Source organism: Pseudoalteromonas sp. AWM4_233 (genome assembly GCF_056158285.1).
Genome location: NZ_JBSWSZ010000113.1, coordinates 937,301 through 956,263, shown reverse-complemented (window position 1 = coordinate 956,263; position 18,963 = coordinate 937,301). Strand labels below are relative to the sequence as shown.

The 18,963-nt window shown below is 38.9% G+C and carries 12 protein-coding genes; 7 read left to right on the top strand and 5 right to left on the bottom strand.

All coding sequences use genetic code 11. The features are described from left to right. The first annotated feature begins 185 nt into the window (after positions 1–185). The 7 genes from ACXAC4_RS25720 (at position 186) to ACXAC4_RS25690 (ending at position 9,987) form a co-directional block, all read left to right on the top strand. Positions 186–2,348 carry an ATP-binding protein gene (locus ACXAC4_RS25720; protein WP_475167517.1) on the top strand — a complete coding sequence of 721 codons (2,163 nt, stop codon included), beginning with the start codon at positions 186–188 and terminating at the stop codon, positions 2,346–2,348. A 175-nt stretch (positions 2,349–2,523) separates the two neighbouring features. Next, on the top strand, positions 2,524–2,694 hold the full coding sequence (locus ACXAC4_RS25715; protein ID WP_349287917.1) for a hypothetical protein: 171 nt from the start codon (positions 2,524–2,526) through the stop codon (positions 2,692–2,694). Positions 2,695–2,710: 16 nt separating this feature from the next. Beyond that, the gene (locus tag ACXAC4_RS25710; protein WP_421964738.1) at positions 2,711–2,863 is read left to right on the top strand and encodes a hypothetical protein; all 153 of its coding nucleotides are present in this window, start codon (positions 2,711–2,713) and stop codon (positions 2,861–2,863) included. A 233-nt stretch (positions 2,864–3,096) separates the two neighbouring features. Beyond that, entirely contained in the window at positions 3,097–5,889 is a 2,793-nt protein-coding gene (locus ACXAC4_RS25705; RefSeq protein WP_475167513.1) for a collagenase, read from the top strand. Positions 5,890–6,129: 240 nt separating this feature from the next. Continuing rightward, positions 6,130–6,783, top strand: a complete 654-nt coding sequence (locus tag ACXAC4_RS25700) for a DUF5034 domain-containing protein (RefSeq protein WP_475167511.1) — start codon at positions 6,130–6,132, stop codon at positions 6,781–6,783. A 165-nt stretch (positions 6,784–6,948) separates the two neighbouring features. Continuing rightward, positions 6,949–7,560, top strand: coding sequence for an FMN-binding negative transcriptional regulator (locus ACXAC4_RS25695; protein ID WP_475167509.1), 612 nt, complete (start codon positions 6,949–6,951; stop codon positions 7,558–7,560). Positions 7,561–7,869: 309 nt separating this feature from the next. Continuing rightward, positions 7,870–9,987, top strand: coding sequence for a prolyl oligopeptidase family serine peptidase (locus ACXAC4_RS25690; RefSeq protein ID WP_475167507.1), 2,118 nt, complete (start codon positions 7,870–7,872; stop codon positions 9,985–9,987). Between the two features lie 191 nt (positions 9,988–10,178). Here ACXAC4_RS25690 and ACXAC4_RS25685 read toward each other — a convergent pair whose 3' ends face one another. The 5 genes from ACXAC4_RS25685 to ACXAC4_RS25665 form a co-directional block, all read right to left on the bottom strand. Next, entirely contained in the window at positions 10,179–11,864 is a 1,686-nt protein-coding gene (locus tag ACXAC4_RS25685; RefSeq protein ID WP_475167504.1) for a HEAT repeat domain-containing protein, read from the bottom strand. Continuing rightward, positions 11,861–13,759, bottom strand: a complete 1,899-nt coding sequence (locus tag ACXAC4_RS25680; protein WP_475167502.1) for a hypothetical protein — start codon at positions 13,757–13,759, stop codon at positions 11,861–11,863. The genes ACXAC4_RS25685 and ACXAC4_RS25680 overlap by 4 nt, the downstream gene beginning before the upstream one ends. A 188-nt stretch (positions 13,760–13,947) precedes the next feature. After that, positions 13,948–14,229 carry a hypothetical protein gene (locus ACXAC4_RS25675; protein ID WP_475167498.1) on the bottom strand — a complete coding sequence of 94 codons (282 nt, stop codon included), beginning with the start codon at positions 14,227–14,229 and terminating at the stop codon, positions 13,948–13,950. Between the two features lie 11 nt (positions 14,230–14,240). Further along, positions 14,241–14,963, bottom strand: a complete 723-nt coding sequence (locus tag ACXAC4_RS25670) for a phytanoyl-CoA dioxygenase family protein (protein ID WP_475167495.1) — start codon at positions 14,961–14,963, stop codon at positions 14,241–14,243. After that, positions 14,950–18,807, bottom strand: coding sequence for a TOMM system kinase/cyclase fusion protein (locus ACXAC4_RS25665; RefSeq protein WP_475167492.1), 3,858 nt, complete (start codon positions 18,805–18,807; stop codon positions 14,950–14,952). Before ACXAC4_RS25665 ends, ACXAC4_RS25670 begins: the two co-directional genes overlap by 14 nt. Positions 18,808–18,963: the final 156 nt, after the last annotated feature.

The following is an 18,963-nucleotide window of genomic DNA, read 5'->3' as shown; positions in this document are numbered from 1 at the left end:
ATTTTTATCTTATTGATATTGTTGCTTTTAGTTGTTTGTTTTGAAATTTAAGAGTCATTATGACTTGGTTTCGATTGTGTCATAATGACTCTTGTGTGTTGATTTAGATTAGACTTTAGTTGGAATCGTTTGGCATTACGCGCTAGACTTTCTTCTAGTTGTTAATCAAGTGTTTAATCTAGTGTATGAGAATTTTTGTTTTTGTGTTTTTTGCATTTTTTAGTGTGGTAGCTATCGGCTCAACAAACGCAGAGTTTGATGAGTTTAAGGTGCAAGCAGAAAGCTTGAAGTCATCTAAAGAGCGACAAATTTTGCTCAAGAAGGCTGGTGATTTATTGGACAGTAATGTGTTGACACAATCTCAAACTGCATATGTGCTTCATAGAGCTGGGCTTGTGTGCATTCGCGAAGGGTGCTTTGAGCAAACAATCACTTATCTGGCGAAGTTAGAAACCTTACTTGAATCATTTGAAAGTTTAGAATATTCAGGTAAGTTGAATCTCTCTCGTGGCAATATGGCGATTACTCGTGGTCATCATTTTGAGGCAATTCCTTATTTAATTGCTGCTGCGAATTTTTTTGAACAAGCAGAATTACATACCTTATCTTCTCATGCGAATCGATTTTTGGCCCATGCCTATCAACAGTTAAACAAATACTCTGACGCTGTCATTGCATTAGATGCCTCTCTTGATGCTGCTGTTAAAGCAGAAAATGTGCAGCTCGAAATGGCGGTTGCGAGGCAGAAAAGTGCGATTTATACCAGTTTAGGCTTAGTTGAAAAGTCACTAGAGATTCAATTACAACAACTGCAAAAAATCCCATATCTACCAAAAAAGTCTCAAGAATTTTGGATGAATGATACGCTGTGGGGGTTAGCTGAAAGTTATGCTGCGCTTGGTGAGTATGCAAAAAGTTTCGACTACTTTAAAAAAGTCTATGACATGGACAAGCGCCTTAATGGCAAGCAAGACCAAGCAGTTACACTTAGGAGAATGGGCGAACAAAAAGTCGCTCTAAAGCAATTTGATGAAGCCGCTGAATTTTTTGAGCTGTCTTTAGAAATACTAACAGATTTGAATGTTCCCTTGGCGATTTTAGATACGCATACCTATGTCAGTGAAATGTATTTGCGACAAGGTAAACTTCAATTAGCCCAAGACACGCTTGAAACAATTGTTGAACAACTAGATATAACTAAGAACGTGAATGCATATGCACGAGCAAGCTACTTATTGATTGATACGTATTTGCAGGGAGAGTTATTTGAAAGAGCGCATAGACAGCTGTTGTTAATTGAGTCGCTTAAAGATAAAGATATCGCTAAGTATTACGGTTTTCTAGCGCAGGCATTACAAGGGAAAGGTGATTTAGAAGGCGCATTTGAAGCGCAAAACCAAATGCATTTGAATTACAAAAACAAAATGAAAGAACAAGGGAGTCTTAAGACCCTTGTTTTAGCATCTGAGTCAGAGTATGTGGCAGGTCAATTTGAGTTAAAGCAAGCAAAAGCGGAGCAGGCTTTATTAAAAGCTGAACAAACACTTACACGTTATATTGGCTTCTCAATTGTTGCTGTTTTATTGCTTATTATTTTGTTTGTTTTGGTTTTTACTCGACAACGCAGAGCGAGGTTGGAGCAAGAAGCTAAGCATTTAAACCAAGCGTTAGAGCTAAAAAAGCAGCTGCTTGCAGATGTGTCTCATGAATTACGTACACCACTTGCTGTTTTAAAGCTTCATTTAGAAGCACTTGAGCATAATCTTGTGTCAGATCCTCAGTCGACTTACAAGGTATTAAATCAGAGGTTAGATAACCTAAATCTACTAATATCAGATATTTATGAGCTCGCTCAGGCTGATACAGGTACATTTAACTTAAATTTAGAAACGCATGATGCGAGTGAGTTATTCGATGACTTAGCAGGGCAAATCGAAGATGTACTTTGCGACCATGATTTACATCTTGAGGTGAAAAAGTCATCACTCGGTAAGGTATTACTTGAAGTAGACGCAGCAAGATTACATCAAGTCGTTGCTAATTTGAGTCGAAATTCTATCCACTACACAGATAAACCTGGGGAAGTGTGCTTTGAGGTTTCACATACTGAACAGGTTGTAATTTTGTCCTTCTCGGATTCAAGCCCAGGTGTATCTGAGCAAGATTTACCGCATTTATTCGAACGCTTATTCCGCTGTGATAAGTCTCGAAGTCGCGATCTAGGTGGATCGGGACTCGGGTTATCTATTTGTGAAAAGGTAGTAGAAGCCCATGGTGGTGAAATTAGCGCTTCTCACAGTGAATTAGGTGGTTTAAAAATAGCGATTACATTACCTATAGCCCGATAGGGCGCAATTATACCAATCCTAATAATAGATCGCTTAGTTAAGAGGGTTGGTATTATATATTCAATTCTGGATAGTTTTTAAGGTGTTTAATATTTATTCAATCTAACGGTCTTCTGTCTCTTTTTGTGGTTAGATGTTAATTTAATGTTTCATCAACTATCTAAGGAGAAGAACGATGAAACTTACACTTAAAAAGAAAAACCTTAAAACACTTCAGCAACCTTTAGCAAATAAACAGTTAGGCGAAGCAGCGACACCTCAGGTCGGTGGTGGTGCAAAGCCCATTGATGACGAAACATTTACCCACCCATTTATTTGTACATCATTTGTTGGCTTCACTTGCTAATCAAAAGGAGTTTAATATGTTGAAACTAAATAAAAAGAAGCTAAAAAATCTATCTAAAGAACACAAGCTATTAGATGAAAAGCAAACACCAGCAGTTGCAGGTGGTGTAACCACCTCTCGAGTTTGGTGTGTCACTACAGGCCTTTGCACTGATACACAGCTTTGCTAAGTCTCGATAATTTTTTAGTTAGAACATAAAAAGAGGCTTCGCCTCTTTTTCTATTTATAATTCCTAGTCAATTAAAGCGCTTATAACCAATTCAACTATCTCCCATTTTGTAAATTAATTGTTTGTGAAATTAATAATTGCATACAATATATTGCATTCTTGTTAATGTGCTGCTTTAATGTTTGGCGTTTGAGCGATTTGTTCAAATAAAAGACAACAAGTAAGGAAAAGCAATGAAACTTAAAAAACTGGCAGTACTGGTCGCAGGTTCGTTTTATGGCATAACTGCATTTGCGATGACAGCACCGCAAATGCAGCAAACAAATACCATCAATACAGAGCATCACCACCACCATCATCATGGCGTAGAAAATGAGACTCACGTTGAAAATGCCCCGACTGCTGAATCTCAATATGCTGAGCAACCTGTCATGATGCAAATGAATGCGTTCTCAATGTCTAATGTACAGGCAGCGGCAGTGTGTAATGTTAATGCATTGGCAACCACCAATAGCACGACTTTAATCAATGAAATTAAGTCTCAAGGTGTGCAATGTGTAAACGAACTATTCTCAGCATCGAGCAATATTCAAGCAGCAGCATTTGACTCGAACAATATGTATGCAGTGGCAAACCATGTAAAAACACTGAGCCAAAACTATCAAGGTGGCGGTGATGCAAATATTGAAGCCATGTTCTTGTTCTTACGAGCGGGCTATTTTGCAGAGTTTTATAACGATCAAGTCACATTTGCGACTTGGGTAACGCCTGCGGTAAAAGGCGCAATTGATGCCTTTGTAAATAACAGCCATTTCTATGACGACAATGATGCGCACGGCAAAACCTTATCTGAAGTCATCATTACGATGGATAGTTCAGAGCAGCAAGATGTTTATTTGCCAGTTGTGACCCAGTGGCTAAACCGCTGGAACGAAAGCTACGCAGCGAAATGGAACATGCGTGGTGCGGTAAATGGCGTATTCACTTTGCTTTTCCGCGGTCAATGGAACAACGAATTTAAAGCCAAAATTGGTACGCAAACAGATCTTGTTGCAGCACTGAGAAAGTTCACAACCAGCACTTATATGATTAACTCTGACGCTGAGTTTATGTTTGCAAATGCAGCGCGAGAACTAGGTAGACTTAAGCAATACTCAGGTACGGCAATTCAGGCTTCGGTTGATGCAGGGCTAAAAGATATTTTCAGTCGTTATGAGATGGTCGGTTATGGTGATGTCGCTTGGTTAGGCGCAGCAGAAACAGCAAGTTACCATGGCGACTGTAACGACTATGGTATTTGTAACTACGGTGAACAGTTAGAAAATCAAGTACTGTCACAAACTTATACTTGTAGCAGCACAATTAAAATTCGCTCGCAGAATATGACAACGGCCCAGCATCAAGCTGCATGTAGCAAAATGGGCTATGAAGAAGGGTATTTTCATACCAAGTTAGATACAAATAATGTACCTGTTGCTGACGATAACAACGTTCAATTACAAGTGAATATTTTTGATTCAAGCACAGACTACGGTAAATATGGCGGCCCAATATTTGGTATTAATACCAATAATGGCGGTATGTATTTAGAGGGCGACCCTTCAAAGCCGGGTAACATTCCAAACTTTGTTGCATACGAAGCAAGTTATGCAAATCCTGATCACTATGTTTGGAACTTAGAGCATGAATATGTGCACTACCTTGATGGTCGTTTTGACTTATATGGCGATTTTAATGCACCAACAGAAGCAATTGTGTGGTGGAGCGAAGGTGTTGCTGAATATGTTGCCAATGAAGATAACAACCAAGCAGCAATTGATACCATTAAAGATGGCTCAACTTACACGTTAGGTACAATCTTCAACACCACCTATGATGGCTTTGATCAAGACCGTATTTATCGTTGGGGCTATTTGGCTGTTCGATTTATGTTTGAGCGCCATATTGATGAAGTAAAGCTCATGCTTAACTCGACTCGTACAGGTGATTGGGCGGCGTATAAAGCGCGTTTAAACAATTGGGCAGTTGATTACGATGCCGAATTTACCCAGTGGACACAGCAGCTAGCAAACGGCGGTGGCACAGTAAATGAAGCGCCAGTCGTGGCGATTAACGGCCCTTATACGGCGAACAAAGCTGAGCTAATTAACTTCTCTAGTCAAGGCTCATTTGATAAAGAAAGCAGCATTGCAAGTTATACATGGCACTTTGGTGACGGCACATCAAGCTCTGAAGCGAACCCTGCACATAGCTATGCGCAGGCAGGTGAATATACAGTGACACTGACTGCAACTGACACTGAAGGTGCGAGCAGAACTGAATCAACAACAGCAACTATTTTAGGTGATACGACGCCGACCAACCAATTGAAAAACGGTGAATCGAAGGCCATTTCTGGCGCGCAAGACAGCGTATTGAAATTCACGTTTGTGGTACCTGCAGGTGCAAGTAATCTGAACTTTGCTTTAAACGGTGGCACTGGTGATGCCGATCTGTACGTGAAATTTGGTTCAGAGCCGACCATGTCTGACTATGATTGCCGTCCTTATATCGGTGGTAATAACGAAACATGTGAGATCAGTAATGTACAAGCTGGGACTTACCATGTGATGGTTTATGGTTACAACAGCTTTGATACGTCGATTATGGCGAGCTTCAACGCAGGTTCAGGCTTCAATGTACCTGATGCGTGTGCGACAAGTGGTCCTGTAACAGGTGGTCGTTTATATGACGGTCAAGTGAGATGTTTGGCAGAGCAAGACACAATTTGGTTAAGCTTAGAAGATGTAAGCGGCCAAAACAGCATCGCAATTACAACCGCGAATGGTTCGGGTGATTTAAGCCTTGAATATAGCAACCAAGGCTGGCCTACCAGCACAAATGTAGATGCTTCTTCTACCAATAGCGGCAATGGTGAGTGTATTTATATAAACAACCAAAGCCAATATTGGGGTTACCTGAAAGTATCGGGTAACGCACAAGGGGCTTCTATTGTGATTGATTACAACACACCTGGTTGTCGATAGACGTAGACTTCTAACGCGCACTTAAAAAGCGTTTAAAAGCAAATCAGTTATTAATTTTTTATAAAACAACCCCCAGAGCAAAAGGCCAAAACCACCTTAGGTTTTGGCCTTTTTATTGAGCGATTACATTAATTTACAAAGAAGATCAGAATAAAACTAAAAACTGATGCTAAAGGCTTTTCATAAACTCGATTTGGAATCAAAATAGAAACGCTTATTTAAACTAGAAAGGATGCATCTATGAAACGCAGCACCGTATTTACCTCAGTTTTCCTTGCCTTATTAATTGCTGGTTGTAGTGATGATGAGGGACCAGACACGCCATGCGGAGACCTGAGTACTCCTGAATATGTTATTCAAGACTATACACTGAGTGTATTCAATTCGGATCTGCGGGGGGAATATGTTGGTGGAGAGGCGTATGAAAGTGTTGAGGCCATTGACTTTCAGAACTTTATTATAAAACTTGATATAGAGAAAAACTCGCTCGCTAAACGATTTGATTCTATCTTTGACTTTTCACTCATGAGTAAAGCATATGCTTGCTCACCTGTGTTACCTTTCACAGAGCAGCGCATTTCGAGTATTAAGATTACTTCTAGTGCCGCTTTCAATGATGATTTACCCGCAGGAAGCAGTTTGAATGATGTTTTTGATGTGGTGTACCTAGATTACGTACCTACTCCTTATTACAGTGAACAAAATGGCGATGTAGACTATTTTTCTGTGGCAGAGTTCATTGCGCAGCCAGACAATATGCCTGCAGAAATCACCCAATTGGCGCTCAATACTGAGCCCAAATATAAACAAAATCATATTTTCTATATAGAAATTAATTTTCACTCAGGAGAGCAATTCTTATTGGAGTCTAGAGAGATTAGTTTTAATCAATAAGCATGATGAGTTGTGGCACCTTGTATTCATATAGCTTGGCATACATTAAAAAGATCACTACAAACGACTTTTGAATTCTCTGGTCTATTACTTAATTTGTTTTTGGTTGAATATTTATAGACCAAATTTGACTAGTGTTACTTCTAAACAAATAGGAGTAACACTTTGCACATCCCAAAAAATCAAAAAATGCCCGACGCTGTTGCCGTCCAATTTATCCATGACTTTGGTTTTGGAAGTTTAGTTTCAGATGATCTAGTCGGCTCACACCTGCCATTTATTTTTGATCAAGATAGCAACACGCTCTATACACATTTAGCAAAAGCAAATTCACACCACAAAATCTTAGATGCAAAAGAAGTGCTGATTATTTTTTCAGGGCCCCATGCATATATTTCTCCTAGTTGGTATGAAAAAGGCCCTGCCGTACCGACATGGAACTATGCTGCGGTTCACGTTAAAGGAAGAGTAAAACTTCTCGATGGGCCAGGGACGATGGCTGTAGTGACTAAAACAGTTGAAAAATACGAAGCAGACTTATTCAATCAAGTTGATATTTATAATCATGAATTTAATACGCGTTTGTCTCGCGCTATCGTTGGTGTTGAAATAGAAATTTTGAGTATAGAAGGTAAGCTCAAGCTTGGACAACATCGAAGTGTTACCGATCAACAAGGGGTTTTTGATAATTTAAGCTCCAAAGATGATGAATCACAAATGCTTGCAAAGTACATGCAAAAAATAAGTGTCGGTATTGGTTCTATTGAGACGAGCTAAATGTACAGCTCATTTTCGGTTGGGCATCTTCACATTATAATTTATAGAGCGATCATAAGGGGTTATGCTGCAGAGTCATAGGAACATAGTTTTTTATTTATCATCACACTTAATTTTTTGTGTCTAAAAACTTTATGGGCATTAGGCTGTACTCCATATTCAACAGAAAGCCTGGGAATTAACTTTTCAAGGAAGATTACAGTTCAACCTACTGATTTAAAAGCACTAATGTTTGACGGTCAAAATGTTATTAAGTATCCTCGCCGGTGATTAAATTTTTTAATTATGAAAACTCTCAAAGGATATGTTTTGAAATACCTATTTATTATGATTTCTATAGCCGTTTTGGCTGCTTGCTCCAATCATGACGCATTAAGCGATGCTTCAATTAATAAGCCACCTAAAAAAATACCAATAAAGGAAACAGTTTTTGGTTATGAAATAAATGATCCATATCGGTGGATGGAAAAAGAAGAAAATGAACTGAAAGCTTGGATGTTAAGTTCAGCCAAACAAACAGATGAGCTGCTTGGGTCTCAAGCAGGTAGGCTTCGTTTGGAAGAGGCGACTGCAAAGTTATTTGGCGCACAGTCTAGTTTTTCTCAAGCCAAGTTGTCAGGCGATAAACTTTTTTATTTGCATAAGAGCCCTAGTGACTCCGTAGCAAAATTATATGTTCGTATAGAAGGAGAAGAGCGCTTAATTGTCGACCCTGCTAAGTACAACAATAATGATGGCAGCTCGGCAGCAATACATAGTTACTCTGTTTCTCCAAGCGGTAAATATATTGCTTTCCATATTTCTCCAGACGGTTCTGAAGTTGGAACAGTTAGAATTATTGATACAGATTCTTTGCGAATTTTAGACACAGAAGTATCCCCTGTATGGGGCGAGTTTGTTGCCAGATGGAAAAACGATACAGAATTTTCTATCACTAAAATGACATATGCAATAGACAACGATCCCATTCAAGGAATGGTTGTTGAGAATGTTAAATTAGAAAGTGCTGAGCGTGATCTAGAGCTAGGGTTTAGAATTGACAACGGGGCTAATTTTAATTCTGCTGAATTCCCTGTTGTGATTTACCCAAAAAATAGTCGTTGGGTATTAGGCTGGGGCACAGGAGCAAGACCTGATCACAGATTGTTGATTAAAGAACAAGGCAAGTCAGAATGGAAGATTGTAGCGGACTATAAAGATAGAATATCGAGTAGTGCGTTAATTGGAAATGACTTGTATGTTCTATCTAAAAAAACAGCACCTGATGGCGAGGTGTTGAAACTTGACTTAAATAAGTCACAAAACCTCAATGATGCTACGCCAGTTTTAAGGGAAGGTGATGAAGTCCTTACATCAATTACTGCAGTAAATGGTGGTTTGTTTGTTGTCAGCATGAAAGATGGTTTTGATAACGTACGCTTTATAGATCTTAATAAAAAGATCACTAATATTTCTCTTCCATTTGATGGCGTAGTTAGATCTCTTTCAAGTGACAACGCTTCAGATGCGATAATATTTTCAGTTGAAAGTCCAATGCATTCTCGAGAATACTTCAAATACAACTCTGGGAATATAACTTCTTTGGACTTGAATAGCGCTTCACATGAGCTTCCAACTGGCTATAAAGTATTGAGAGAGTTTGCTAAGAGTGCAGATGGCACTTTGGTTCCGGTAACAATATATGGCAAATCTTCGGACTTAAAAGACCCATCTCCAACGATTTTATATGCCTATGGTGGTTACGGTACCTCAATTAGGCCTAATTATCGCCCAAGGATGTTCCCATTCAATGAAGAGGGTGGTATTTGGGTAAATTGTCATGTCAGAGGTGGAGGTGAAAAAGGCAGAACTTGGCATGAGATGGGAAGAGGCAAGAATAAACCAAATGGTCATGCTGATTTTATCGCTTGTGCTGAGCACTTAGTGAAAACAGGTCGAACTGAGCCAAAGTTATTAGGCGCATATGGTGTGAGTATGGGGGGCGTTTTAGTTGCTCCCGCAGTTTTAAAACGACCAGATCTTTTTGGCCATGCAGCGCTATCAGTTGCAATTCTTAACCCGACAAGAATTTTACACTCTAAGAATGGGGCGAACCAAATTGGTGAATTAGGTGACCCTAGAAATGAAGAGGGTTTTAAAGCGATACTTGCTATGGACGCTTATGAAATGCTTGATGATGTGAGTGCTTTGTCAGATATCTACCTTGATGTAGGTCTTAATGACAAAAGGGTTGATTATTGGCATACAGCAAAATTTGCTGCAAAGTATCTATCATCAGAGCATTCAGGAATGCTATTGATTAGAGCTGACGATAAAATAGGTCATGGCGCTGGATCAAGCACTCAGCAAAACATTAAACGTTATGTTGATCTTTACAGCTTTATGCTTAATAGGTCTGGTCACCCAGATTTTCAGTCTCAAAAGTAGTTAAATATAAATTTGATATTTAGTTTTAATTTTTCGAATAGGAGGGGCTCCTCCTATTTTTTATTATGTCGCGTTTCTTTGAGGGCGAAAGTGGTGCTTATAAAAGTACTAGGCGTCATTAAACATTATATGGCGAAACTATTTAGTAGAGTCTAAAAACTTAGATTAAAAAAGGCGCCTTAGCGCCTTTTTTAGTCTTTTTTGTGCAGTAGCTTAATGATTGCTTTAAAGTTACGTTTAGATTGCTCAGTTTTTAAAGCCATTCTAAGCGTTTGTTTAATGCCTTTTTGATTTTCTTGCTTTGCCAATGCATTGATTGCTGCGTACCTAACATTGTCATCGTCATCATTCACAGCAATGTTTAGCACCGAATCACTGGTTTTTGGCTGCATTTGATAGTTACCTAGTGCTGTGACAAGGGCTTTGGTATTTCGGCCTGAATGTTTGCTAAAATGCTTTTCGAGGTTGCTGTAGGCTTCTTCGCTTTGCATCATGCCCAATGCTCTGATAGACGCTTTCTCAATTCGAGGGCTTGTGTCAGTTAGATGCTCCTCGATAAGCGCAACATGCTGCTCATCTCTGCTATTACCTAAAGCGGTAATCAAATCAGCAGTTTTAGCTTCATTTTCACCTAAAGTGATTTGCTCAGTAATCGCTTGGGCTAATTGCTGGGCAGCCGGCGAGTCGGCACGGTTATTAAGTAAAATACCCAGCGTCATATAAAAGCTTGATTGCACTTCACTATCAAGACTTAAAAAGCCATCGTTGAGTAATACTAACAAAGTATCGGTCGCTTGTTGTGTAAGCGCAGTTTCACCCTGAGTTAAAGCTCGTAGTGCTCTAAATTGCGTTACAGGCAGCTTTTCGGTATCAACCAATAAATTGCTTAACAGTAGCTGGCTCGCTTCGGTATCGAGCTGGCCTAATGCATTAAATAAACGCATTTGCGCATTGTCGCTCAATAATTGCGTAACAAACACATCTCGTAACGTGCCTAAAACTGCGTCGTATTTTTTTAGTAATAACGACAATGTATATGCGTCGATTTGAGTAATATCTTGCTGCGTTAAAAATGCTTTCAGTTCGGCAGCTAAGCGTGCTTTTTCATCTTCAGTCAGCTCAATAGCTTGTGTTTGCCATTGCTCTAAGTCGACATGCATATTAAATAAGTCAGTCGCTACAGGCGTTTTTAACTGGGTAATTAAATAACGCTGCTTTGAATGAAAAGTTAAATCTTGACCGACTAAATCTAGCTCTTCGCTTCCCTCTCGTAGGGTCATAAAGCAGCTTGATGGCTCAATGGTGTGCTCTGAATGTAAGATGTCTACTTGATTGAAAGAATTAAGTGCCACATCTTTATCTAATTCGTATCGCGTTTTAGTAAAACTGATTTTGCTATCAGTGTGCTTATAATCAGCTTTGTAAGTTCCCAGAGTATCTTGCTCTGGCTTTATATCAGCTAACTTTGTCTGATATTGTAAGTAATATGCTAAACCTTTTAGCTTTTGCTGAGTTTGGTCGTCCAGCCTATCAGTAAAATGAAAGTCGCTGATCAAGCCATGCTCGTTAAGTTTAAAGGCAAAAGCAGTTTGATAACTAGGCGCAGGGACTTGAGTAATACCCTGAACAATTTTTACTTGGTCGGCTTTAACTGCCCACCAATTTTTGTCTTCTCCTTTAACTGCAGGCTTAACAGATAGCACACCTTGCAAGTCTACTTGTGTAGTTTGCGCAGCACTGTTGAGTTTACTGTAGTCAAAAGACGTATAAGTTTTAATGTCGAAGTTAAACTGTGTCTGACATTGGGCATAAGCTTGTGCGCTTGCCAGCGCCAAAACTGGCGCGGCAAGCAAAGATTTACGAAACGAACTTATCATAATTCGATTTCGTCCTCTTTTGAGTAAAGTGTCCAAGATTTATTGTAAACACTCTTAGTTTGGTAAAGCCATAGGTCATATTGAGTTTCTTTCTTACCACACGGGTAAGGAATACCCCATTTCTTACACCATTTAACACCGACAGTTTTAGCGTATAAACCAAACTTACCAGAGATAACGTCTAAGTCATTTTTAAGCTCAATACCATAGTAGATATGTGGGTTCTTATTACCTGAGCTTACTAACGCAAAGCCAGCATTAGACTCTAGAGCGAAAGTATTGTCGATTAGAGTTAGTATTGCTTGAACACCCGCAGAAACAAGAGCTAAGTCAATACCGCCACGACCAAATGCACCAAAGTCAACATGGAATAAGTCACCTTCAGCATATAGTTCAGCGTTATAGCCAACCGTTAATTCGAAGCCAAGGCTACCATTTACACCCGCTTCAACACTCATAGGAACAGGGCCAATTGTAAAGCGAGCTTTAGCTAATACTTTGTTCTCTTCCCACTTTTTCTCCCACGACTTTTCATATTTAGCCGTGTACTTCTCATCTTCAAATACGACGTTGTTAAAGATGATCATCTCTGACGCGTAACCGGTGTTAAAGCCACTTACATAAGCACTGCCGTCATAAGAGATGCTAAATAGCGTATTTTTCGCGTTAAAGAAGTAAGCTTCAACAGTACCTTCACCTGTTACACGACCGCCAATATCACCCGTTGGTACAATGAATAATTGGCCATTTAGGTCAACACCTACGCTGAACTTAGACTTGTTACCGTAAGATTTATCAAATGACTTTTCTAATTTGATGTTAGCTAAACCAACTGAATATTGAGGACCACCACGTTGTGCAAAGCCTTGGTCTTCACTCACATCTTCGTCACCGCTGAAGAAATAAAGCGGGATTTCAGCTTCAATTACGTTATTGTCAGTGACTGTTTCTGCATTAGTACCAGTGTCAGTCAAAGTGAAACGCACTTGTAGGTTTTGTTCTTGTGCAGCGTCATAACCATCATGAATGGTCTTTAATAGCTCATCATCTAACGCGATATCAAAGCCAATATGCTCATCGTGAAGACCCGCTGTGAAAGTATGTAAAATTTGATCTTCATAACCTTGCGTTTCAGCATTCCAAAAATGCGTTGGTACCCAGTTACCGTTTACCATGACTTCAGCTGTGATAACCGAGTCACCTAAATCAACGCCCTCATAGTCAGCTTCAATAAAACCAACTAAATCTGAGTGGTGGTGGCTTGTTCCATCTTGGGTATCAGGTACGTCTAAGATTAATGCTTCTTGACCAAATTCAGCACCAAGTAATTTGTAATCGTGGTTTTCAAGTACACGTACTTGAATATCAGCGAACGGAAAGTCGCCTTCAGAGAATGGTTCGTGATCAACAGAAGGGTGGTTATCGTCTTCTAAGTCTTCGGCATGATCATCGTGTGGGTCAATTTGCGCAACTACATGGTAGTGACCACCAATTAAGTCGTTAGGTACAGTAATGTCTATATCAAAGGTGTGATCACCTTCACGAACGCTAACCAGTTCTAATGCACCAACTTTGTGTACTTCGTCGATTTCAACTTCAGTTTCACCAGACTCATCTAGTTCAGCGGCATGCACTAAATAAAAGTGTACATCAACGTCAATGTCGTCAAAGCCTTTTACATGCACATCGTAGTAAGCTCTAAATGTACTGTTTGGTTCTAGTACATCTAATGGGCCAGTTGAAATTTCAGTAATGGCAATGTTTGTTTGTGGTTCTGCAGCTGAATTATCAGGTGGTATGATATCTATTTGGGGGTCATCATTGTCACCAAACCCACAGCCAGACAACGCTGTAAGTAAGGCGCCAGCAACCAATGTATGTAAGTATCGACGCATTATTGAATCCTTTGTGATTAAAGCCAGACTTCATTGTAAAGTTGAATTATGGACAAAGAATGAATTTACGTAAAGTTTACATTTGAATTTCGCCAAGTATCTAATAATAAAGAAAATGAGCAAGGCGATTTACGATGCTCATTTTCTTTTTAAGATATTACTTAATAAGCAACAGGACGTTACTTCTTTTAGTCATTACCGCCTGGAGGCGGAAGAATAATAATAGGCTGGTATTGGGCTGTTGTAGTTGTAAGCTCACCCTTAACGATATTAAGTATCTCAGTAAGACCAAGTTCCGAGTTGTAAAGGCTGTCTTTGACTTCTTTCTTTATAGTGAACTTGTGTTCAGCTTCGAAGTTTTTAAAGAAATCTTCAGGGTTATCTGAAAACGCTTTACAGTTTTCAGGGTTATTCATTATTTCATTTAGAAAATGCAGAGTTGGTGATAGTAATGCTTCTTTTGACATCATAATTTCCTTGTTTAGTTAAAGTCTTTTTCGAAACTCACGAAAAAAGACCAGTTTGTCTTATTGGTAAAGTTTTTATCTAACGAATGAACGGTTTTGGTATTGAAGATGATTGCTTGTCCTAGCTTTACTTCAATGGTTTTAATTCTGTCTTTGAGCTGCTCTGTAATGCTTGGTGGCAATTGCTTAAATTGACCAAACACCTCTTGTGGTAAAGCGCCAAGCTTATGCGTGCCAGGTATGATTCTGAAGTTTGCCGTATCTACGGGAGAGATTGGCAACCAAAACATAATTAAATCATTAACATCATAATCTAAAGGGTAATCTTGATGGAGGTTGTTAATCCCTCTTACTTTATCTTCAGGTAGGAGAGAAATGTAACCTTTAAAGTCTGCTCTCTTGGCTTTATGACCTAAAAGCCTGTTTGGAATGTCAGCCGCAATCAAGTTACTAGCTATGGTATCGATGAGTTTATCAGCTCGGCAGTCAAGGTGGCTTCTTGATAAATAACGATTGTTAGTATTTGCAATTGGGTAATTTGGTTTATTGCAAATGAACTCAAAGATATCACCCAAATCATTTTTTATATCTTTTTCAATGAGGTTCATTTTATCTATGGTTAATAAGTACGCAGCCGATGCAAGCTTTTGATATGTGTTTTCGTCAAATAAGTTATCGACAATTACATAGCCATTTTCATTGAATTCATGTTGCAACTCGTCACTAACAGATTCCATTTTTTAATTCCTTTAATTTATTCAACATTATTTTCTCGTTTTGAGTTTCACACCAGGAAGTTAACTCACTAAGTTGAGTTAATGCACGGTCTATTTGTTTAGACTCAATTAAAGTATCTATGTACATGGTTTTATAGAACGATAGGGAGTGTACTTGCCCGGTTTGTTCAATTTGTTCACAGATACTCTTTAGCAAATCGGTATCTTGGTTTAGCCAAGCATTCAGTGCATCAGTTGGTAGAAAAACCAAATAAAGGTGTGAATCACTCTTAAACTCTTGTCGTGCTCGCTCTATCGTGACTTTTGCAAAAGTAGTTTCATTGCAAATATAAGAGACGATCGAAGCATAGTTTAATGCCATCAAATAGCTTGGTAAATGATTAAACTTTTGCGAAACTTTGATAGCTAGTTCTATGCTTTCTATTGCCTTCTCAGACTGACCTACAATGGCTTGAAAAATTGAATTAAAATAATACGGTAAGCAGTTTGGAAGCAAACCGTAAGTTTTTAAGCCATTTCTAATTTCTTCAGGGTTGAGTTGACCTAAAAGTGCAAAACATTCAGATAATGATTGTTCAGCTTTGTCTAACTGGGCATCAAATACATAGTTATTTGCAAGCATTGATTGAGTTAGTAGACGGTGTAGATAACTCGCTTTGTGTGTTTTGTCTATCAAAGCTTCTTCAGCCAGCGCTATCGCTTTAGTTCTTTCATTATTGTTATTGTGGTAACTGATTTGAGACCAAATAAGCTGGTGGCGTAATCTCTGATATTCTTCGATTGATATACTTAAAGATCCATTGCTTTGCCCAAGCAATTCTTCATTTTGTTTTGCTTTCTCAAAAATTCTAACATCACCGTAACCAAACCCAAGCATAAGTGAACTAATATTGTAGCTATTTAATCTAAGTTGCCACTTTATTGATTCATGCTCATCACTAATTTTTTGGGCGATTTGAAAGTACTCATTAGTTATGTTGAACGCTTCTTTATACAAAGAGCCTTCATACGTATGCTCTGCAGCTTTAAATGCGTATGTGCTGCTTAATAAGAATTTTTTTGCATGTTTGTAGTGATGGGCAACCAGTAAAGCTTCTAAATATGGCTTTGAAACGAGAATGTCAGCTATCTTATTATGATTCTTTTCTTTGTTTGGCGTGTTTGTACTTTCATAAGCTGCATCTCTCACTAATGCATGCTTAAAAATATAACTGTCATTATTCACATGGCGTTGATGAATAATTAAATCTTTAGCAATCAATTCATTTAAGTCATTTTGAATTTGATTTTCACTCAGAGAAGAGGCTGCGACAAGTAGCTCATATTCGAATTCACGGCCAATTGTGGCGGCCAGTTGTGCAGTTTCTTTAGCATGAATTAAATTGTCTAGTTTTTGTTGAAGTGACTCACGTAGACTGGTTGGGACTTGGTCTAGTTTGTCTGGGCTGGTGAAGTTAATCTCCCCGTTTATGACACTGACTAAGCTTTTTTGCTTAAGCATATCGATGAGCTCTTCGATAAACAGCGGTATACCGTCAGTACGATTAACTAATACGTCAAGTACGCTTTGTGACACTGCTTGATTGTCAAATAACTTTACAATAAAGTCTTCGGTTGCGCGCTCAGTTAACTTCTTTAAACCGACTTCTATTAAAGTGAGATCTTTTAATTCAGTTGGTACTTTTTGACGTGAGGTACTAATAAGCACATCGCCATTATGAAGTTGTTTTGCAAAATGCTGCATAAACTCAATGGTCGTGACGTCTGCCCAGTGAATATCTTCTACTATATAAAGTTTTGAGACACTGAAGCTGACACTTTGACTCATTAGTAATGCACTGAGAGCTTTAAACAATAGAGTTTTTTGCGCATCAGGAGCAAGTGTTGAAGCAGTTAATTCATCATTTAATGCAATATTTAACCAGATCAATAAGATAGGTAGAGTTTGTTTGCAATCTAAGGTGTTGTCATGTTTTGTGATAATAGAAGTAAAGGTTTCTATTGCTTCTGCGGTGGTTAAATTATTGGTGTTATATAAATATCGAACCAAAGTCAGAATTGGGTAAAGCGCATTATTTTGATGTTCAGGCAAACACTGTGCAACAAGGTGTTGGTATCTGGCTGCATTACTTCTGATTTCTTGTAGTAAACGAGATTTCCCAATACCAGCTTCACCATGGATATGGGTAAATCGATTTTCTGTTTTTTCGTGATTAAAAATTAATAGTGACTGTTCAAGTTCATTGCTTCTACCCACAAGCTCATGGCTATTTCTTGTGCCACGCATAAAACCAAAAGCTTCTACTCTGCGTTCACCTGTTAAACTAAAAATACGCTCTTTACTAACGTGGTGGTTTAGTAATTTTTCACCAAAATATTCAAACTCTGAATAGGGATCAAGAATAGTCCTCGATTCCTCGCTACACAAAATTTGTCGCTCGCCAGCTTCTCTTGCCAGAGCCATTGCCGTATTCGCAATATGACCTTCAGGCATAGCGGTCGCATAGGTTGTGAACACCCCCGAATGAATACCTGCATGCACATTAATTTGTACACCATGGGCTTCTTGGGTAAGAGCGTTACGTCTAGATATGTCACTAATGGCGTCTAATATTGTTCGCGCACAAAGACGTGTATCGTTATCTGAGGCAATCGGGTAGCCAAAATAAAACAGCACAGAATCTGCCAAGTTACCAACATGGGTCGCACCATAGCGCGTTGCAATGTCTATACAGTGATTACGTTGGGATCTGAATAGAGTATCGACAATATCTAAATCAAGCTCTTTGTCTGTTAGCACCTTGGTGCTAAGTCGCATAGCTAAAACTGTGATTTGTTTACGCTCGATATGAGCTGTAAAGTTTTGCATTGACGCACTGGCAGGACCGTCATTGCGCATGATCATAGTGTCATCATCCGCATGCTGTTGTGCTCGGTAATCTGCTAATACACCAACCAGATTAGTCATATTAACTTGTGACACTTCTTGATAAAGCGTCTCGCCAGTAATTACACGATCGGTGGCGTTTTTAATTAATACGCGTCTTAATAAATCTGCTATTGGGTGTCCCAGTAAAGTACTCGGTATAGAAACCTGCATATCGCTTAATTGTTTATGATAAACAGCGGCGATACTCGAGCCTGTAATTGCTGGTAGACCGGTTAAACACTCTAAGAAAACTAATCCCCAAACATAAAGGTCAGTTTTTTCTGTTGCAGGTTCGCCACGCAACTGCTCTGGGGCACTATAAGATGGCGTGCCTAATGTTTCCTGTGTGAGCGTTAGAGTATTAAAATCGGCTTGACGGCTATCTTGCGTAAGCGTGCCGATGCCAAAGTCGAGAATTTTAGCGTGAGTCTTAGCACCCGTTTTGCTAAGCATGATATTAGCGGGCTTGATATCTCGATGGACAATACCATTTTGATGGGCATGAACTAGGGCATCAAGTACCTGTAGCATAACTTCTTTGGCGTCAACAGCATTCAATGCACCTTCTTGAATAAGATGCTCTCTAAGAGATTGCCCTTCAACATATTCAAACACTCCATATAACAAATTATCATTAATTTGCCCTTTGTCGAGCAATCGAACAATATTTGGGTGCTGAAGCTGACTACTTAATGCCGTTTCTCTTTTAAAGCGTTCTATATAACGCTTTTTTTGTTGCTCATCACAATGTGATTCAATTGCTAAAAACTTAATCGCAACGGCTTGCCCAGTATTAGTTTGTATAGCTTTGAAAACTTTACCAAATCCACCTTCCCCAATTTTATGTAATAGTTCATATTGAGTAGAGTTAAATTGATCGTGAATAAGTTTATCTGAAAATTGCGATAGAGGCATGGAATACTTAGTTTATTTCTAGCGTGTAAATTATTTTTGCAAAAGACTGAACAGTGTTTTTAGAGCAAGCACTTATGTATATTTTCAGCATATCAAGCAAATATGACATTGCCAAGTTATCGACTTATATTTTAAGTACTTTAGAGAAAAGTTATT